Here is a 17,647-nt window from a genome sequence, read left to right as displayed (position 1 = left end):
ACACCCGCCGGGAATCCCTCCGGCGGCGGAGGCGGCGCAGTACCGTCGGGCGCGGCGCGCGCGGCGAATCGCGTCGCACAGGTCCGGGCCGCGACCGCGAGCCTGAACCGCGCCGACGAACGCATGGGCGATATCGCCGGAGACCGCTGGGCCAACCGTTCACCCGACCTCGGTAGGAGCACCATCCCGCGATGACCATGACCGACACCTACGAGCGGCGCTCGTACGGCCTGTGGCAGAAGCCCCGCAGCGCAGGACTTTTCGGCCTGCGCTGGGGTGAGACCGTGGTCGGGTTCGCGGTGGTGATCACCGCGCTGCTCACGGCGCTGGTGGCGGGGCCGAAACCGGCCCTGTTCGTCGCGGGCTTCGGTCTGGTCGTGATGGTTCCACTGGTGTGGCGGACCGGGGGACGCTCCGGCTACGAGACGGGATTGATGATGTTCCATTGGTTGCGCGGACGGAACAAGGGCGAGCACGTCTATCGAGGCGGGCGGTTCTCCCGGATTCCCGGCGGCGTCACGCGGCTGCCCGGATTGATGGCGCCGTCGCGCCTGTACGAAGGCGTGGATGCCGGCGGGTATCAGTTCGGCATGATCCATCTGCCCCAATTCGGGCAGTACACCGTGGTTTTGCGGGCCTGGCCGCAGGGGCACGAGGCCGTCGACCAGCCGGTCATCGATCGCTGGGTCGGGGCGTGGGGCAACTTCCTGGCCTCGCTGGGGCAGACCTCCGACATCGTGGCCGTGGTGCCGGTCATCGACACCGTGCCCGAGACCGGCAACCGGTTGCTCACCGAGGTCGCCACCATCACCCGGCCGGAAGCGCCGGATCTGGCGCAGCAGGTCATGTACGAGCTGGCCACCGAATTGCCGCAGGAGCGGGTGCAATTGCTGCCGCGGGTGGCCATCACGTTCAAGGCGACCACGGCCGAGCGGCGTAAGAATCCCGCCGAGGAAGCGGTCGAGATCGGGCGCCGGTTGCCGGGCATCTGCGCCGCTCTCGCCGAAGCCGGTGTGCGGTGCCAGCCGATGTCGGCCGAGGACGTGATCTCGTTCATTCGCCGCAGTTACGATCCGGCGGCGCAGGCCGATCTCGAGGTCGCGGCGGGGGAGCCCGGCGGGCACGGGCTGGATTGGGCTGACGCGGGGCCGGTTTCGCACGAGGAGCGCTGGGACCACTTCATTCACGACGGTGGCCGGTCGGTGACCTGGGAGATGGATACCGCTCCCGAGGGCGCGGTGGACGAGCGCGTGTTGCAGCGTCTGCTGGCGCCGAATCCCGAAGTGCCGCGCAAGCGCATCGCCATCGTCTACCGGCCGCATTCGGCCGGTGACGCCGCGCAGATCGTGGACGACGACTACAAGAACGCTTTGGTGGCACAGCAATCCGAGCGCGGCGTGGTGTCCGCGGCGGCGACGCTCCGGGTCGGCGCCACCCAGCAGGCCCGTGAGGAACAGGCGCGTGGTCACGGCGTCACCCGTTTCGGCGCCCTGGTGACCATCACCGAGCCGTTGCGCGGTGACCTGCCGCGCATCGAGGCCATCACCCGCGACCTGTCCACCCAGGCCCGCCTGAAGATCCGCCGCTGCTACCGCTACCAGGGCGCGGCCTTCGCCGCCTCCCTCGGCTGCGGCGTCATCCTCCCCGAACACGCCACCATCCCGAAAGCCCTCGCAGGGTGATCCGCCATGCCACGTGACCCCGAACCCCCGGTGCGCGAACGCGATTCGGCCCCGCCGGCCCGCCGCAGCGCCCGCCGCGACATCCCCCCGATCGAGCCCGTCGACCGGTTCCCCGGCGACCCCGAACCCGACCGCCCGGCCCCCTCCCGCCTGGTCCGCGACGAACACCGCCCCCGCAAAGGCACCCTCCCCGACCGCCGCATGCTCCGCCGCGACCCCCTCCCCGAACCGGAGCCGGACCCCGCGGAGCCCGCTGCCCAGGAAGCCGCCGGCGCGGCCAAAACCGCTGCCCCGGAGGCTGTCAGCGCGGCCAAAACCGCTGCCACCGATGCCGTCGGCGCGGCGAAAACCGCTGCCGGCGATGCCGCCCGCACGGCGAGAATCGCTGCCGACGACACCGATTCGCGTCCACCGTCCGGTGACCGCGGCCCCTGCACCCCCGGCGACGACTGCGCCCGCCACAACCACGGCGCACCCACCGACACCGCGGACGAACCCGGGCCCGCCCAGCGCGTCTCCGGCGGCTCGCCCGACCGCGCCCGGCAGCGGCCCGGCACAGGTGCCGTACAGCGCACGCCCCGCCCCGAGCCCGCACACCCTTACGAGCGGACCCGCGCCCAATCGGAAGCGCCCCCAGCTCAATCGGACCCGACCGCGCTCTCCCGCCCGGCCCGCCGCCCCACCCTGCCCTCCCTCCCCCCGATCCTCCCCGACCCAACTCCCGAAGACACCCCGCCCCCACCGATCCGGCGCGGCACGTCCCCGGTAGACGGCCCCGGCTCCCTCCGCGAACGCTCCGTAGAAGCCGCCCGCCGCTCCGAACGCGCCCGCTCAGCAGCAGTAGGCCACCCGGAAACCGACACCCCGCCCGATAAATTCGCGCCGCGCCCCTCGTCGGATGCAGCGGCACGCCAGCCCGCGCGCTTCGGAACACCGGACTCGGCGGAGCCCGAGGGCACTTCCGGCAACGTCACGGATCTGCCCTACACCCCAGCGCCACATCGAGATCCGGCCCGCCGCACGCCCGAACAAGCGCGCGCGGCCGGGCACGGTGACGCAACGTCCACCGTGGAGCCGGCTCAGTCGTCCAGCCGGTCCCGCATCCCGGATTCATCCGGGCACGATACTGCTGGAACCGCACAGCCACTGGGCGGAGGGCGCAACTCCTCGGAGCCGATTGCCACCCGTCGGCCATCCGCCGGACCGGGTGACGACCCCCGCGACCCGGCGGCCGGACCGATCCGGAACGCCGCTGCGGCGGAGACTGCGGCGCCGACACGCCCGCCCGGCCAGTTCGACTCATCGGATTCTGCGGCTGAAGGCCCTTCCGGCAGCGTTACGGATTTGCCGGACGCCCCAGCGCCACATCGAGATCAGGCCCGCCGCATGCCCCAGCGGGCGCACGCTGCCGAGGCACAAGCGGCTGTGCACGGTGACGCAACGTCCACCGTGGAGTCGGCCCGGTCGTCCGGACGGTCTCGCATCCCGGACGCGGCCGCGGATGACGCTGCGGGATCGTCGGATGGGTCGGTGCCGCTGCGGAATTCGGCTACCCCGGGAGCGGGACAGGCGCGGTCGGCCAGCGTGAGCCCGGTGGGTAATGGAAATACTTCCGGGGATCAGGCGCAGACGCGGCGTCCGGGTTCCGGGGGCGCGGACGAGGATTCGCTGTCGGGTGCCGAGGCCGAGCGGGCATCGCGGTCGATGAGTGTGGCGGCCGAAGCGCTGGCGGCGCTGGTTGATTCGGCGACTGAGGCTGGGTTGCACCAGGACGGATCGGAGGAAGGCGCAGCGGAGGTCACTGTCGGTGCACCCGAGTCCGGGGTTCAGCCTGTCGCGTCGAGTGACGACCGGTCGGCTTCGGTGGTGGCGGGTAAGGATTCGGGGCAGCGCGCCGAGTCGGGATCGCCGGATGCGTCGGTGCAGGCTGCTCGGGATCTTGGCGAGCAGCAGGCCGGTGGTGACATTGCGGACCACCGGGTATCGCAGGGGCCGGGGGATACGTCGGAATCCGATGTGTCTGTGCCGGATTCGGCTGTTGCGGAGCGCGAGCCCGGTGTCCGGGCAGATGCTGCGCGAGATGGTGAGGTGCTCGAGCGGGGTTCGGAAGTGGCCGGCCGGGTGGGTGTGGTCGGTGCGGGTGAATCGGAGCGCGGACTCGCGCGCCGTGTGGAGTCTGGTGGTGACGGGACTTCGCGCGGGTCGGAACTGGCCGAGGGGGATCGGATGGACCGGGAGCTAGGGCGTGGGTCGGATGCTGTGACGGCCGGGCGTGAGTCGGAAGGCGCCGGGGCGGAACGGCGTCGGGTCGGGACTGCCGAGAGTGGTGAGCGGCGGGCCGGGCGGGATCGGGCGCGTTCGGATGATGGCGGTGAAATCGGTGTGGAGGGCCGTGGTGGGCGTGAGCTCGCGCGGCGGACCGCGCCGGGTGAAATCGCTACGCGCGGTGGGGAATCGGGGGTGCGTGGGCGACGGGACGAGCCGGGGGATCGCGTGCGGCGTACGGAGCCGGCGGCTGGGAGGGGGGACGGCGCGGCTTCCGGGACCGACCGGTCGCGACGGGTGGATGACCGTGGGATACGCGGGCGGCGGAGTGAAGAAGTGGGTTCGCGGACCGGTGCGGTGAATCGCGATGGACGCGGTGCGGACGGGGCTTCTGTTCGCGATGGACGCGGTGCCGGTGGAGCCTCTGTTCGCGACGGATTTGGTGCGGGTGGGGCTTCTGCTCGTGGCGGGCGCGGTGGCGATGCGGCTGCCGGGCGTGAGGGCGAGGCGGGGCGGGAGCGGCGGCGTGATGAACAGGGTGGGCGGGGGACTCGGCGTGGGGACGGCGAGGGCCGGGCTCGGCGGGCGGATTATCAGTCGGAAGGGCGGACGCCGGGGGAGCATGGCGTGCGTGGGCGGGGGGAGCGGATCGGTGGCGTCGAGGGGGAGGTCGGCGGAGATGGGCAGCGGGGCAGGGGAACCGGGCGTGGGCGGCCGACGGATGCCGATCCGGTGCATTTGGGGGTGCGCGCTGCGCCGGGGCGGACTCGGCGGTCTCGGACCGAGGAGGAGACGAGTGAGGCCGGGCGGGGCCGGGGCGGGCGCGGCGAACGGAGCGGCGCGGAGGAACGGGCTCGGCGTGTGGACGAGCGCGGGCGGGGCGGGGGGCGAAAGAGCAAGGGGGAGCAGGCTCGGATCGCGAAGGAGCAGGTAGCCGAGGATCGGGCGGCGAAGAAAGCGGCGGCTCAGAAAGCCGCGGCGCGGCGGAAGGCCGAGCGCAAGAAGCAGTCGGGGCCGAAGCTGCTGGACGACGCTACGCGGGCGAAGCTGGAGGTCACGGCGCGGGAGGGGAGCGGGCTCAAGGCGGCTTGGGCTACTTTCCGGATTCATACCGACGACTTGCGGCGCCGGAACTTCGCGGCGCGGGCCGAGCGGCTCGAGTACGGCAGCTTCGACGAATTCGACCGGACCACAGCGCAACTCACCGATCGCGGGTACACGGGGGCCGGCGGCGGACGGATGAACGTGGTGGGGCGGCCGGTGGAGTACCGGGCCACCACCGCTCAGGTGGCCGGACTGTGGCCCTGGTCGGTGGGCGCCGGTGCGCCGCTGATCGGTACGCCGCTGGGCTCGCACCTGCATACGGGCGCGCCGGTGTGCTTCGACCCGATGAACTGGTTCATGCGCGGCAGCTTCATCACCGCACCGAGCCTTTTCGTCCTGGGCCTCAACGGTTTCGGCAAATCCTCGCTGGTGCGCCGCATCGTGCTCGGCGGCGTGGCGCAAGGGATCACCCCGCTGGTGCTGGCCGACGTCAAACCCGACTACCGCAAACTGGTGGAGCTGGTCGGCGGCCAGGTCATCGACCTGGGTTACGGCTACGGCAAACTGAATCCGCTGGCTGCCGGCGTGCTCGGCTCCATCGTCCCGCTGCTCGGCGACCACCCGGAACTGCGCACCCAGGTCATGCAGGAACTGCGCGCCCGGCAGGTGACCCTGGTCGCCGGCCTGGTGGAACTGGTGCGCGGGGCGCGCGTGCGCGACTTCGAGGAAACCCTGGTCTCGACCGGCCTGCGCATCCTCTACCGGGACGGCAGCCGGTTCACCCCGGAACACCCGCCCATCCTGGAAGACCTCCTGGAGGTCATCGTGGCGGGCGGCGACGAACTGCAGCTCGACGCCGGCGCCGACAACCCGGACGAATACCAGAACGCCATCAAGGGTCTGCGCCGCTCGCTGCGCGCCCTCACCCAGGGCCCGTTCGGCGCGATCTTCAACGGCCACACCACGACTCCCATCGACACCAACTCGACCGCGGTCTGCATCGACGTCTCGCACATCCCGAACGGCGACAAGAAACTCAAGGCCGCCGTCATGCTGGCCTGCTGGGCCGACGGTTTCGCCTCGGTGGAAGCCGCGCACGTGCTCGCCGACGCCGAACTCGGCCCGCAACGCTACTTCCAGGTGGTGATGGACGAGCTGTGGCAGGTGCTCGGCCTCGGCGACTTCATGGTCGATCGCGTGGACGAACTCACCCGTCTGCAGCGCGGTATCGGCACCGCGCTCATCATGATCAGCCACACCATCAAGGACCTCCAGGCCCTGGGCAGCGAAGCCGCCATCGCCAAGGCGCTCGGCTTCCTGGAACGCGCCCGCGCCAAGATCTTCGGCGCGCTCCCGGCCGAGGAGATCTCCCGCTTGGATTCCACGGTTCCCTTCACCAGCGCCGAGGAGGATATGGTGACCAGCTGGTCCGCGCCGCAGGCGCTCACCGGTGAAGCGCTCAAACCCGGCCAGACCCGCCCGCCCGCTCCGGGCACCGGCAAATTCCTGCTCAAGATCGGTGAGGATCGCCGCCCGGGCATCCCGTTCCACATGGAGTTCACGCTCTCGGAGAAGGAGAGCGGAATCCACGACACCAACTCGCGTTTCAGCGAATTCGGCGGTACCGGCGAACCGGAGTACGCCGGCGACGGCGCGGACGAGGGGAGTGGCGCATGATGCCGCATCGGTCCTACCGAAGAGTCTCGCCGGAGGTCCGGCAGGCCGCGGTCGAACAGGTGATCGCGCTGACCGGGAAACTCCGCTCGGAATCGGAGGCATGCCGGGTGGTCGCCGACCAGATCGGCGTGCACACCAATTCGGTGCGCAACTGGGTCCGCGCCGCCGAGAGCCCCGGCCTGGAACGCATGGACGCGATCGCCTTGCGCCGCAAGGTGGCCCTGCTGCAACAGCAGCTCGCGGCCGCCGCGGAAATGAACCGCAGCCTGGTGGAAACCATCAACGAAGCCAGTCGCGGCACATGACCCGACCCGATCGAAACGGACACGCCGACGGGGGAAACCCGCTGGTATGGCCCGGGTGTCGGTCCGGACGACTAGCCTGGAAGGGTGGTCCGGCCGCGCGCCCGGAGCATTCGGGACCGGAGCGACGGCGCGTGCCGGGCGGAGTGAATCCGGCGGTGCAACGCACGAACCTGGTGGTGATGCTGGTGGTGACCCTCGCGGTACTGATCACCGCGTGCGGTGGCGGTGGCAGCGATTCGCCGTCTTCGAAATCGGGTGGCGGGCAGGATGTTCCGACCACCACCCGGTTGCTGGAGAATGCCCCCGCGCCCGATCCGGCCTCCGCCGAAGGCGTGGCGGTGGCGGCCCTGCGCGAGATCTACACCTGGAATCCGGCCACCGAAACCCAGAGCTCGTCGCTGGCGCGGGCGCGGAAATGGCTGGGTCCCACACTGATCCGTACACTGGATACACCACCCACCGGCGCGGAAACGCCGAAGCCCACCCTGCAGTGGTCCAATTGGAGCAAAGCGGGCGCACACATCGAGGCTTTCGCGTTCGCGTCCGGGGAGAAAGCGCCGGCCGGCGCGGATCCGAACCGCCAGCAGTACAAGATCGGTATCGAGCAGACGGTCGTATACCCCGACGGACGGCGCGAAACCCTGCCGCCGGCCACGGTCGTCGCCACCGTCGTACGCACCACCACCGGCGGCTGGCTGCTGGACGAATTCCGTTGAGTGGCAATGACACCGAGCGGCACTGACACACAGGTCATCCCAGGAGGCTAGAGATGGCGAAGAAGAAGGTGACGGATCCGGCTGATCCCGGTCCCGACACCCAACTCCACATGATCTACGCGGGTTTCGCGATTTTCGGAACCCTGTGGTTCGCCCTGCAAGTGGGCAACCTGTTGTCGACTCCGCGCCAGAAGTTCCCGATCAACCCGATCGCCATCGGCGTGGATCTCGCCAAGGGCAAACTGCACTGGCCGATGGCCTCCACCGTCATCGTGGTGCTGGTGATCCTGGCCGCCGTGACCTGGCGGGTGGTCAAGAAGAAGCAGGCCGCGCGCAAGTCCAAGGGGCGACTACCGGTCGACGACAAGGCCGACTACATGGGCTCCGGCGGCGCGATCAAGGCGCTGACCGAGGAGGGCGTGCGCCAGAAGGCCAAGGATCTGGGCATGCGGCTGGGCCGTGACGACAATCCGGGCGTACCGATCGGCATCTCGGTGGCCGACGGCAATATGCTCTACGGCTCCTACGAGGACCTGCAGATCGATATCTGGGGTCCCCGGCAGGGCAAGACCACCTCGCGGGTGATCCCGGCGGTGCTCTCGGCCATCGGCCCGGTGATCGTCACCTCCAACAAGCGTGACGTCGTCGACGCCACCCGGGACGTGCGGGCCAAGAAGGGCAGTCCCATCTTCGTCTTCGACCCGCAGGGCGTGGCCGTGGACTCGCACGACCTGATCCAGCAGGAGGAACCCGGCTGGTACTGGGATCCGATGGCCTGGATCGACCCGCATCGCCCCGGCTACGAGCTGCGCGCGATGAAACTGGCCGGTCACTTCTCCGATGCCGAGGACGGTCCCGGCGGCTCCGGCCCGGGCAGCGACAGCTACTTCGATCCCGAAGCCGAGGACCTGCTGGCCGGTTTGTTCCTGGCCGCCGCGGCGGGCGGGCGGCCCATCACCCAGGTCTGGGAGTGGGTCAACAACTGGCAGGACACCGAGCCGGTGGAATTGCTGCGGCAGGCCGGAATGCATTACATGGCACCGGGTCTCGCGCAGCAGTACAACCTCGACGAACGCACCCGCAGCGGTATCTTCGGCACCGCCAAGGCCATGGTGCGCTGCCTGAAGATGTCCAATATCCATCCGTGGATCACGCCGGGCAGCAATCGCAAACCGCTCGACGAACTCGAATTCATCGAGCGCAACGGCACTTTGTACAGCCTGTCCCTGGAGGGCCGCGGTTCGGCCTCGCCGCTGGTGAGCGCGCTCACCGAGGCGGTGGTCGAGGTGGCCATGCGCAAGGCGTCCCGCTCACCCGGTGGGCGCCTGGCGATTCCGCTGCTCGCGGTGCTGGACGAGGCCGCGAACGTGGTGCGCTGGAAGGATCTGCCCAAGCAGTACAGTCACTTCGGCTCGCGCGGCATCGTGGTCATGACGGTGCTGCAGTCCTGGGCGCAGGGCGCGCGCTGCTGGGGTATGGACGGGATGGACGCGCTCTGGGGCGCGGCCAATATCAAGGTGCTGGGTCCCGGCGTGGACGAGGCCAAGTTCCTGCAGGAGCGTGCCGAGGCCATCGGAGAGTACGAGAGCATCTCCTCGTCGGTGTCGGAATCCAAGGGCGGCAAGAGCTATTCGCGTTCGCTCGGCTCGTCCAAGACCTTCAACCTGCACGGCCTGGCGACGCTCCCGCACGGTCGCGCCATTCTGTTCTCCTCCGGCGCGCCCGCGGTGCTGATCCGCACCGTGCCGTGGTGGGAGGGCGAATACGCCGAAGAAGTGAAACAGTCGATCATCAACCATGATCCGTCGCCGCGTCAGAAGACGGAGTTCGTCGATCTCCTCAATGAACGGCAGGCGCTGATCCAGGCCGAACCGGCGCAAGTTGCCGCGACAATCGAGGAGGTCCGGCCGCTGTGAACGAGCAGCAGCAACAACCCATGGTCTACGCGAGCGTGGTCGAGTTCGTGGAGAACTACCTGAGCCTGGTGTACCGGCGGCAGGTGACCGACATCAGCGATACCGTGTGGTGCCCCGAGTGGTGGAAGCATGCCGAGGCGGTTGCGCGGCTCGATGCCATGTGGCGGGCGTGGGAGCACTACCGCCTGGACGGCAAAACCGGCCTGTCCGTTTGGTTTTTGGATCACGCCGACCCGCACATGGCGAAGCTCTTCGATCCGAAGGGGCCGTTCAAATACTGCTCGGTCCGTAACGGGCACAAGGATATGCTGACCCCGTTGCCGCTGAAGTCGCCGCAGCAAGGACTCTTCAGCGATCCCACGGTGGGGGACTTCCGCATCTGAGTGCGGTGGTGGAGAAAGATCTCTGCCCGCGAGCCGGCGCTCGCGGGCAGTTTCTTTTCAGTTCGGGGTGCGAACCCGTTCGCGCGCACGGGCTTCCATTTCACGCGCGCGCCGCTGGGCGACCGCCGCTTCCTGTTCGCGAGCTCGTACCGCGTCCTGCGCCGACTGCGCCTGCCCGACTTCCAACAGCATTCGCACGGCGGCGAGTTCGGGGGAGATGCCCATCCGCGAAAGATGCTGGGCCAGTGCGGCCCGGCGCTCCACCGAGTCGTAGCGTACGAGTGACTTGTTGATCGCGGCCTGGGTGGCCGCCATGCGTCCGGCCTCGGCTTGCGCGGCGAACTTGTCCTTCTCGAGCGACAGACCCTTTTCGAGAGGCGGCTTTTCGAGAATGCGCGTGAGCTCGAGATTGCGCGGATCCTTGGCCTTGGCATCCGCGGCCTCGCGCAGCTGACGCTCGCGAGCCTCTTTCTGCCGGGTCTCGGTGACCTTGACGCGGGCTTCCGCTTCCTTCTGGCCACGTTCCCGGGTGCGCAGCGCGACAAGTGTCGCGAGCTGCAACATCTGCCTCATCATCGCCGCGGTTTCGCGGCCGATGTCATCGATATCCTCGGCCATTGCCTGCTCCCCGATGTGCTGCAGTGATCACTATGGATGATTGTGGTGCTTCGTCGTGAACATCGCTATGCGAACGGTGGTTCGGATAGCCCTGTCCCGCCTGCAAACGTGGACACCGGGAGTAGTGGAGGCGTCTGAGCGGGCCCGGTGGGGGTCACCCGTTGGGCTTTACTACGCCGCTTCGTACTCCGTTCTACGAGGTTACCAGCGAAAACTCGGATACCGCCGTACGCGCGCGTCGCGATCCAGCATATATCGCACAATTCCGGCATGGGGTCGAAAACTTCGGATTTTCTTTGGTTAGGAAAGCCTTACACCGGACGTTCACGGGCGGTCTGGACAAGCGTCCGTCGGAAAAGGAACGGGCCCGGCGCAACCGATGCGCCGGGCCCGAAAAACCGTACCGCTCAGTTGATTCCGACCGACTCGATGTTCACCACCGCGTTCGGCGAGCCGTCCGGCGCGCCGCCCCGCGCGCCCTGGCCCGCCACCTTGTCGAGGGTGGCCAGGCCGGCATCGTCGATGGTGCCGAAGATGGTGTACTGCGGCGGCAATTGGGAATCGCCGTAGACCAGGAAGAACTGGCTGCCGTTGGTGCCCTTGCCGTCGATGCCGGTGGAGCCGACGCCGTAGTTGGCGTTCGCCATGGCGATCACGCCGCGCTTGTAGGCGACCGGGGTCTGCATGGCCGGATCCTGCGCCGAGTACTGGTCGGTCGGGTACTCGTTGTCGAATTCGTAACCGGGACCGCCGTTTCCGGTGCCCGTCGGGTCACCGCACTGCAGCACCTTCAGGCCCTCGCCGGTGGTCAGGCGATGGCAGGTGGTGCCGTCGAAGAACTTCTCCTTGGCGAGCGTCTCGAAGCTGTTCACCGTGCACGGCGACGCGGCTGCGTCCATGGTCAGGCCGATGGCGCCCTGGCTGGTCTGCAGGGTGACGTGCTGCGGCTGCGCGGTGGTCGAGACGTTCTCGCCGTTCGGCTTGGCGACCGGCCGGTCCGCGGGCTGCTGGGAGTCGCGGTAACCGCAGTTCACCGCCGCGGGCTTGGCCTTGGCCTGGGGCGGGGCGGAGGCCAGCGAGGCCTCGGGGGTGTCCTTGGCCGCCGTCGTCGAGTTGTCGTCGCTCTTCGCCCAGAAGTAGATGCCGACACCGGCCGCTACGGCGACCACGACGCCCAGTGTGGACGCGGCGATGGTGAGTTGCTTACGCTTGCGCGCCCGCTGGGCCCGGTTGGCCAGTTGACGCTCCAGCTTCCGTTTCGCCGCAGCGCGTCGCTGTTCATTGCTCGGCACTAGCCATTCCCTCCGTATCGGTTGCTTCCGGGGTAAGAGTGTGCCATCACTTCCTGAGACGTTGCCTTATAACCGGGGTGTCAATACCGGTTGGACTTGCGGGGCGGGCATCGTGGAAACTGGTTCATCGTGACCAAGACCAGCAGCTTCAGCGCCCCGAGAGGTGTCCCGGACTATCTTCCGCCGACCTCCGCCGAGTTCGTCGCCGTGCGCGACGCGCTCGTACAGACCGCCCGTCTGGCCGGTTACGGGCATGTCGAGCTGCCGGTTTTCGAAGAGACCGCGCTGTTCGCGCGCGGTGTGGGCGAGTCCACCGACGTGGTCTCCAAGGAGATGTGGACCTTCGCGGACCGCAATGGGGAGAGCTTCACGCTGCGGCCCGAGGGCACGGCCGGGGTGATGCGGGCGGTCATCCAGCACGGGCTCGACCGCGGGCAGCTGCCCGTCAAGCTCTGCTACGCCGGGCCCTTCTTCCGCTACGAGCGCCCGCAGAAGGGCCGCTACCGGCAGCTGCAGCAGGTCGGCGTGGAGGCCATCGGCATCGATGATCCGGCGCTGGACGCCGAGGTGATCGCCATCGCCGACGCCGGGTTCCGCTCGCTCGGACTGGACGGTTTCCGCCTGGAGATCACCTCGCTCGGCGACGAGACCTGCCGGCCGCAGTATCGAGAACTGTTGCAGGACTTCCTGTTCAAGCTTCCCCTGGACGAGGAGACCCGCCGCCGCGCGGAGATCAACCCGCTGCGCGTGCTCGACGACAAGCGTCCCGAGGTCAAGGAGATGACCGCCGGCGCGCCGCTCATGATCGATCACCTGTCCGAGTCGGCCAAGGCGCACTTCGATCTGGTGCTGGGCTACCTGGACGCGCTCGGCGTGCCGTATGTGGTGAACCCGCGCATGGTGCGCGGCCTGGACTACTACACCAAGACGACCTTCGAATTCGTGCACGACGGTCTGGGCGCGCAGTCCGGCATCGGCGGCGGCGGTCGCTACGACGGGCTGATGGCCGAACTCGGCGGGCAGCCGTTGTCCGGCATCGGTTTCGGCATCGGCGTGGACCGCACCGTGCTGGCCCTCGAGGCCGAAGGCAAGTCCGCCACCGACGGCACCCGCGTCGACGTGTTCGGCGTGCCGCTCGGCGATGTCGCCAAGCAGCGCCTGGTCGCCATCTCCGCCGAACTGCGCGCGGCGGGCATCCGCACCGACCTGGCCTACGGCGGGCGGGGCATGAAGGGCGCGATGAAGGCGGCCGACAAGTCCGGTGCGCGCTTCGCCCTGGTGCTCGGCGACCGCGAAGTGGCCGACGGCGAGATCGGCCTCAAGGACCTTAGCAACGGCGAACAGCGCCAGCTGCCCCTGGACGGCATCGTCGCCGCGGTCGCCGCGGCCATGGCAACCGAAAAGGGCTGACGCACAACAGGTTCGAACCCGAGTCGAGGTGATGCCCGGCCGCCCGGCCGCGCCTCCACCTCGCCTCGCGGCGTGCGCGGGCGTGCGCGGGCAGGCCCGCGCACCCGGCGAAGTCCGATGTGGGCCACGGGATCCTGGTAGCGTGCCGGGCGGTGTGTGGGCCGGTGGCTCACACTGGACGTGCACCCACCCCGACCTGGACGAATGTGTGGCCGTGACTGAACAAGGCAAATCCGAGCCCGCCGCCGAGGTCGGGCTCGATCTGATCGCTCCCGAGATGTACGCGCCCGCGCTGCGGCGGCTGGCGCTGGCCGCGCTGGGCGTCGGCATCGGGGTGGGGCTGCTGCTGGCGCTGCTGGTCAGCTGGCCGGTGGCGGTCGCGGCGGGCATCGTACTCGGCGCACCGACCGCGCTGTACGCGGTGGCGGTGCAACGGCGGCGAATCCGGCTGGCGGGCACCGAGATTCGTGCCCGCACCTGGACCGGCGAACATCGCCTCGATCTGGCCGCGGCCACCGGGGTCGAGATCCTGGTCTATCCGGGACGGCTCAGCCGGGTGGTCCTGCGCGCCACGGCGGGACCTGACACCCGCATCGTTCCCCTGGCCATGTACACCGACTCCGGCAGCGGGCGCGAACTGCACATCCTCGGACTGCGCAAACTCGCCGACGCCTTGTCGTCCTGCGCACTGGTCTCGGCCCTGGCCGTCTCCGAGCTGCTGGTCCGGCAATTGCGCGCCGAAGCGCGCGACGCGGTCGCGGAGGAACGGCCGTTGTATCGGGCCGCGCGGTTGGTGCGGTCTCGCGATGCGGTCTCCTCGGTCGTGCTCAGCGATACCGACATCGCGGAGCTCGTTCGATAACAGTCGAATTCGGCCGGATGGGCCCGCCGCGGGCGGTCCGGGCGGGAGCCCCCGAGCTGGGCGGCTGTTCACGCCGGGCGCGTGACGTTGCCAGGAGAGCCTGAAGATGCGCGGGGCCGATCGAGTGTCTCGTTGCTCACGACGGCTGGGAAGCGGCGGTGAGCGGTCGTTAGGGTGGTTTACGGAGTGTTCGACCACGCCTATGCGAGGAGTTCGACGTGAGCAGTGCCGCTCGTCCCGTGACCGTCACCGTGACCGGTGGAGCAGGACAGATCGCCTACGGATTGCTGTTCCGGATCGCGTCCGGGGCGCTGCTCGGACCCGATACCCCGGTCAAACTGCGGCTGCTGGAGATCCCGGCCGCGGTGTCCTCGCTCGAAGGTGTCGCCATGGAGCTCGAGGACGGGGCGTTCCCGCTGCTGGCGGGGATCGATATCGCCGATGATCCGTGGGTGGGGTTCGACGGGGCGAATATCGCGCTGCTGGTCGGCGCGCGGCCGCGGACGGCGGGGATGGAACGCGCGGACCTGCTGGCCGCCAACGGGCCGATCTTCACCGATCAGGGCGCGGCCATCAACGCCAATGCCGCCGACGACGTCAAGGTGCTCGTGGTGGGCAATCCGGCGAACACCAACGCCTACATCGCCATGAGCAATGCGCCCGACGTGCCCGCCGCGCGCTTCACGGCGCTGACCCGGCTCGACCACAATCGGGCGATCGCGCAGCTGGCCAAGCGGACCGGGGCCGCGGCGGCCGATATCCACCGGATCGCGATCTGGGGCAATCACTCCGCGACGCAGTACCCCGACATCTTCCACGCGACCGTGGCCGGCAAGCCCGCGCTGGAGCTGACCGGCGATCGCGCTTGGCTGACAGACGATTTCATTCCGACCGTGCAGCAGCGCGGCACCGCCATCATCAAGGCGCGCGGCGCGTCCTCGGCGGCCAGTGCGGCGAGCGCGGCCATCGACCACATTCACGACTGGGTGCTCGGCACCGCGCCGGGGGACTGGGTGTCGATGGCGGTGCCGTCGGACGGGTCCTACGGGGTGCCCGAGGGCATCATCAGCTCGTTCCCGGTCACCTGCGCGAACGGTGAGTACACCATCGTGCCGGAGCTCGAGATCGACGAATTCTCCCGGGCGCGTATCGATCTCAGCGTGGCCGAGCTGGCGGCCGAGCGCGATGCGGTGATCGAGCTCGGCTTCGCCAAGAAGGTCTAGCTCAGCTTGGCGATCACGTTGTCGCCGTACCACTTGATCTTGGTGAGCTTGTCCTCGAGGGATTCGGTGTCCTGCTCCTTGGCGTAGGAGTTGCGGAAACCGACGATGGCGTCGGTGATGCCCTTGTCCTCGAGGCGCTTCACCCCGTCCGGGGTGTAGGCGTCCAGGGACACCGCGTGGATCTCGAACTCGCCCGGATTGTCGCGCTCGCTGCGCAATTCGTTGATCCGGGCCAGGTACTTCTCCAGATCGTCGGCATTGCCGCCGGCGTGCATCCAGCCGTCGCACAGCCGCACCGCGCGCTTGAGCGCGGCATCGCTGTGCCCGCCGATCAGGATGGGCAGCGGCTCGGTCGGCGCCGGGGTCATCTTGATCTTCGGGATGTCGTAGAACTCGCCGTGGTACTCGAAGTACTCGCCGGTGGAGAGCCCGCGCACGATCTCGATGCACTCGTCCAGGCGCTTGCCGCGCCGCTCGAACGGCACGCCCATGATCTGGAAGTCCTCCGGCCACGGGCTGATGCCCACGCCGAGGGCGAAACGGTTGTTGCTGAGGCGCGCAAGCGAACTCGCCTGCTTGGCCACCAGCACCGGCGGGCGGATGGGCAGCTTGAGCACGAACGGGGTCAGCCGCAGGGTGGTGGTGGCCGCCGCGATGGCCGCCGACAGCACGAAGGTCTCGATGAACGGCTTGCCGTCCAGGAATTCGCGATTGCCGTCGCCGTTGTACGGGTACTTGGAATCCGATTCGGCCGGATAGGCGATGCTGTCGGCGATGGTGATGCTGTGGAACCCGGCGGCCTCGGCAGCCTGCGCCAGCGGAACGTAATAGTCCGGATTGGTCATCGCCTCGGCGTAGGTGAAGCGCATCGATCGTCCTCTCGACAGTGAGCAGTGCGAAAACTAGAACAGATTCTAGTTGTGTTGTCGATGCTAACCCGAGGCTCGCCGACCGGCAGCGGAACCCGGCATCCCGCCGGTGACGACCGCGAATGCACTGCGCTACCCCGACAGTCGTACCGCACACCGAGACTGCCCGGTTGTAACCGTCTCGGTGGCCGAGACCGGCCCGGCCGGGGGTTGCTTCGCGATTCTGGATCTTGTTCCATGTCCTCATGACGATTGCCATCACGGGCTCCGCCTCCGGTATCGGTGCCGCCACCGCCGCCGCCCTGCGCGCCGCGGGACACGACATCATCGGCATCGATCTGCGCGATGCCGACGTGACCGGCGACCTCACCGACCCCGCCGTGCGCGCGGCCGCCGTCGAAGCGATCCTCGAGAAGTCGGGCGGCGTGCTCGACGGCCTGGTGCTGTGCGCCGGTGTCGGCCCCCAGGTGCCGGACCCGAACTTCGTCGTGGAGATCAACTACCGGGCCACCGTCGCCCTGCTCGATGCCCTGCTGCCCGCCCTGCGGAAGGGCGAAAACCCGGCCGCCGTGGTGGTTTCGTCGGTCGCCTCCACCCACATCAAGTGGGAGGAGAACCCGATCGCGCAGGGCACCGAGGCCGAAGCCTTCGCCGCCGCGGGCGATTACGCGGGCTCCTACGCCTACGCCGCCTCCAAGAACGCCGTCACCGTCGCGGTCCGCCGGCGCGCCGTCGAATGGGGCGCGGCGGGCGTGCGCCTGAACACCGTGGCCCCGGGTTCGGTCGATACCCCGCTGCTGCGAGCCGGTTTGGACGATCCGCGCTACGGCGAGGCCATCCGCAACTTCACCTCGCCGATCGGCCGCAACGGCGAACCGGCCGAAATCGCTGCGCTCATCACGTATCTGCTCGGCCCGCAGGCCGGTTTCATCCACGGCGCGCAGTTCGTCATCGACGGCGGCACCGACGCCCAGGCCCGCCCGACTGCCGTCTGACCGAAACATTTGCTACAAATGAAGACACAGAGATTCGGCGAGCCCGGCACAACCGGGCCCACGAACGGTGGTCGGTAGCCCGCGGGGTGTACATCCGTCTAGCGACCCCACCCGATGCCGCGGCGGCGGAGCAGCTACTCCACCCGCCGCGGCATCACTCTTTCCGGGGCACAACGCTTTTCGCGGGCGGCCGGGATGCGGTGCGGGACTTCAGGCTTGACCGGCGTCGTAATCGCCGGTGGATTCCTCGTCGGCCTGGCCGATCACGCCCGGGGCCGCCGCACCGAGATTGCCGGTGAGTTCGCTTTCGCCCGAGACGTTCTGGTACGGCTGCACCGAACGCGAGTGTTCGGCGTCGGAGCCGCCGCCGCGGCCCGCGCCCGCCGCGGC

At 69.1% G+C, this 17,647-nt stretch carries 13 protein-coding genes and 2 pseudogenes; 11 read left to right on the top strand and 4 right to left on the bottom strand.

Annotation, left to right across the window (positions count from 1 at the left end; all coding sequences use genetic code 11):
• The 7 genes and pseudogenes from NY1_RS44315 to NY1_RS41385 all read left to right on the top strand — a co-directional run.
• Window positions 1-195: pseudogene (locus NY1_RS44315) on the top strand (hypothetical protein); the annotation flags it as partial.
• Entirely contained in the window at window positions 192-1,682 is a 1,491-nt protein-coding gene (locus tag NY1_RS41415; RefSeq protein ID WP_067723529.1) for an SCO6880 family protein, read from the top strand. The pseudogene NY1_RS44315 and the gene NY1_RS41415, both read left to right, overlap by 4 nt.
• A gap of 3,126 nt (window positions 1,683-4,808) precedes the next feature.
• Window positions 4,809-6,668, top strand: a complete 1,860-nt coding sequence (locus tag NY1_RS41405) for a putative type IV secretion/conjugal transfer ATPase (RefSeq protein ID WP_233434709.1) — start codon at window positions 4,809-4,811, stop codon at window positions 6,666-6,668.
• Window positions 6,665-6,973, top strand: a complete 309-nt coding sequence (locus tag NY1_RS41400) for a transposase (protein ID WP_067723525.1) — start codon at window positions 6,665-6,667, stop codon at window positions 6,971-6,973. The genes NY1_RS41405 and NY1_RS41400 overlap by 4 nt, the downstream gene beginning before the upstream one ends.
• A gap of 155 nt (window positions 6,974-7,128) precedes the next feature.
• Window positions 7,129-7,689 (top strand): hypothetical protein, encoded by a 561-nt coding sequence (locus NY1_RS41395; protein ID WP_233434708.1) that lies wholly within the window; start codon window positions 7,129-7,131, stop codon window positions 7,687-7,689.
• 53 nt (window positions 7,690-7,742) lie between these two features.
• The gene (locus NY1_RS41390) at window positions 7,743-9,605 is read left to right on the top strand and encodes a type IV secretory system conjugative DNA transfer family protein (RefSeq protein ID WP_067723523.1); all 1,863 of its coding nucleotides are present in this window, start codon (window positions 7,743-7,745) and stop codon (window positions 9,603-9,605) included.
• The gene (locus tag NY1_RS41385) at window positions 9,602-9,988 is read left to right on the top strand and encodes a DUF4913 domain-containing protein (RefSeq protein WP_233038943.1); all 387 of its coding nucleotides are present in this window, start codon (window positions 9,602-9,604) and stop codon (window positions 9,986-9,988) included. The genes NY1_RS41390 and NY1_RS41385 overlap by 4 nt, the downstream gene beginning before the upstream one ends.
• Before the next feature lie 57 nt (window positions 9,989-10,045).
• Here the strand turns inward: NY1_RS41385 and NY1_RS41380 are convergent, their stop codons facing one another.
• Complete coding sequence (locus NY1_RS41380; RefSeq protein WP_067723522.1) at window positions 10,046-10,606, bottom strand: hypothetical protein; 561 nt, start codon at window positions 10,604-10,606, stop codon at window positions 10,046-10,048.
• 407 nt (window positions 10,607-11,013) lie between these two features.
• Window positions 11,014-11,898: a peptidylprolyl isomerase gene (locus NY1_RS41375; protein WP_067723520.1), complete on the bottom strand. Its 885-nt coding sequence runs from the start codon at window positions 11,896-11,898 to the stop codon at window positions 11,014-11,016.
• A gap of 129 nt (window positions 11,899-12,027) precedes the next feature.
• On the opposite strand from NY1_RS41375, the gene hisS reads away from it, so the two are divergent.
• The 3 genes from hisS to NY1_RS41360 all read left to right on the top strand — a co-directional run bounded on the left by hisS (window position 12,028) and on the right by NY1_RS41360 (window position 15,393).
• Window positions 12,028-13,308 (top strand): histidine--tRNA ligase, encoded by a 1,281-nt coding sequence (hisS, locus tag NY1_RS41370; protein ID WP_067723518.1) that lies wholly within the window; start codon window positions 12,028-12,030, stop codon window positions 13,306-13,308.
• Window positions 13,309-13,522: 214 nt separating this feature from the next.
• Entirely contained in the window at window positions 13,523-14,170 is a 648-nt protein-coding gene (locus tag NY1_RS41365; protein WP_084536329.1) for a hypothetical protein, read from the top strand.
• A 218-nt stretch (window positions 14,171-14,388) separates the two neighbouring features.
• Complete coding sequence (locus tag NY1_RS41360; RefSeq protein ID WP_067723516.1) at window positions 14,389-15,393, top strand: malate dehydrogenase; 1,005 nt, start codon at window positions 14,389-14,391, stop codon at window positions 15,391-15,393.
• Here NY1_RS41360 and NY1_RS41355 read toward each other — a convergent pair.
• A complete protein-coding gene (locus tag NY1_RS41355) occupies window positions 15,390-16,262 on the bottom strand; it encodes a TIGR03619 family F420-dependent LLM class oxidoreductase (RefSeq protein WP_067723514.1) in 873 nt (290 codons plus the stop codon). The two genes, NY1_RS41360 and NY1_RS41355, sit on opposite strands and share 4 nt — an antisense overlap.
• Window positions 16,263-16,507: 245 nt before the next feature.
• Between NY1_RS41355 and NY1_RS41350 the strand changes: the two genes are divergently transcribed.
• Window positions 16,508-17,257, top strand: a complete 750-nt coding sequence (locus tag NY1_RS41350) for an SDR family oxidoreductase (RefSeq protein ID WP_067723512.1) — start codon at window positions 16,508-16,510, stop codon at window positions 17,255-17,257.
• Between the two features lie 210 nt (window positions 17,258-17,467).
• Here NY1_RS41350 and NY1_RS43980 read toward each other — a convergent pair.
• A pseudogene (locus tag NY1_RS43980) lies at window positions 17,468-17,647 on the bottom strand (hypothetical protein); the annotation flags it as partial.

The sequence above is a fragment of the Nocardia yamanashiensis NBRC 100130 genome (assembly GCF_001613325.1).
Classification (GTDB): domain Bacteria; phylum Actinomycetota; class Actinomycetes; order Mycobacteriales; family Mycobacteriaceae; genus Nocardia; species Nocardia yamanashiensis.
This window is presented reverse-complemented; position numbering and strand designations above follow the sequence as displayed.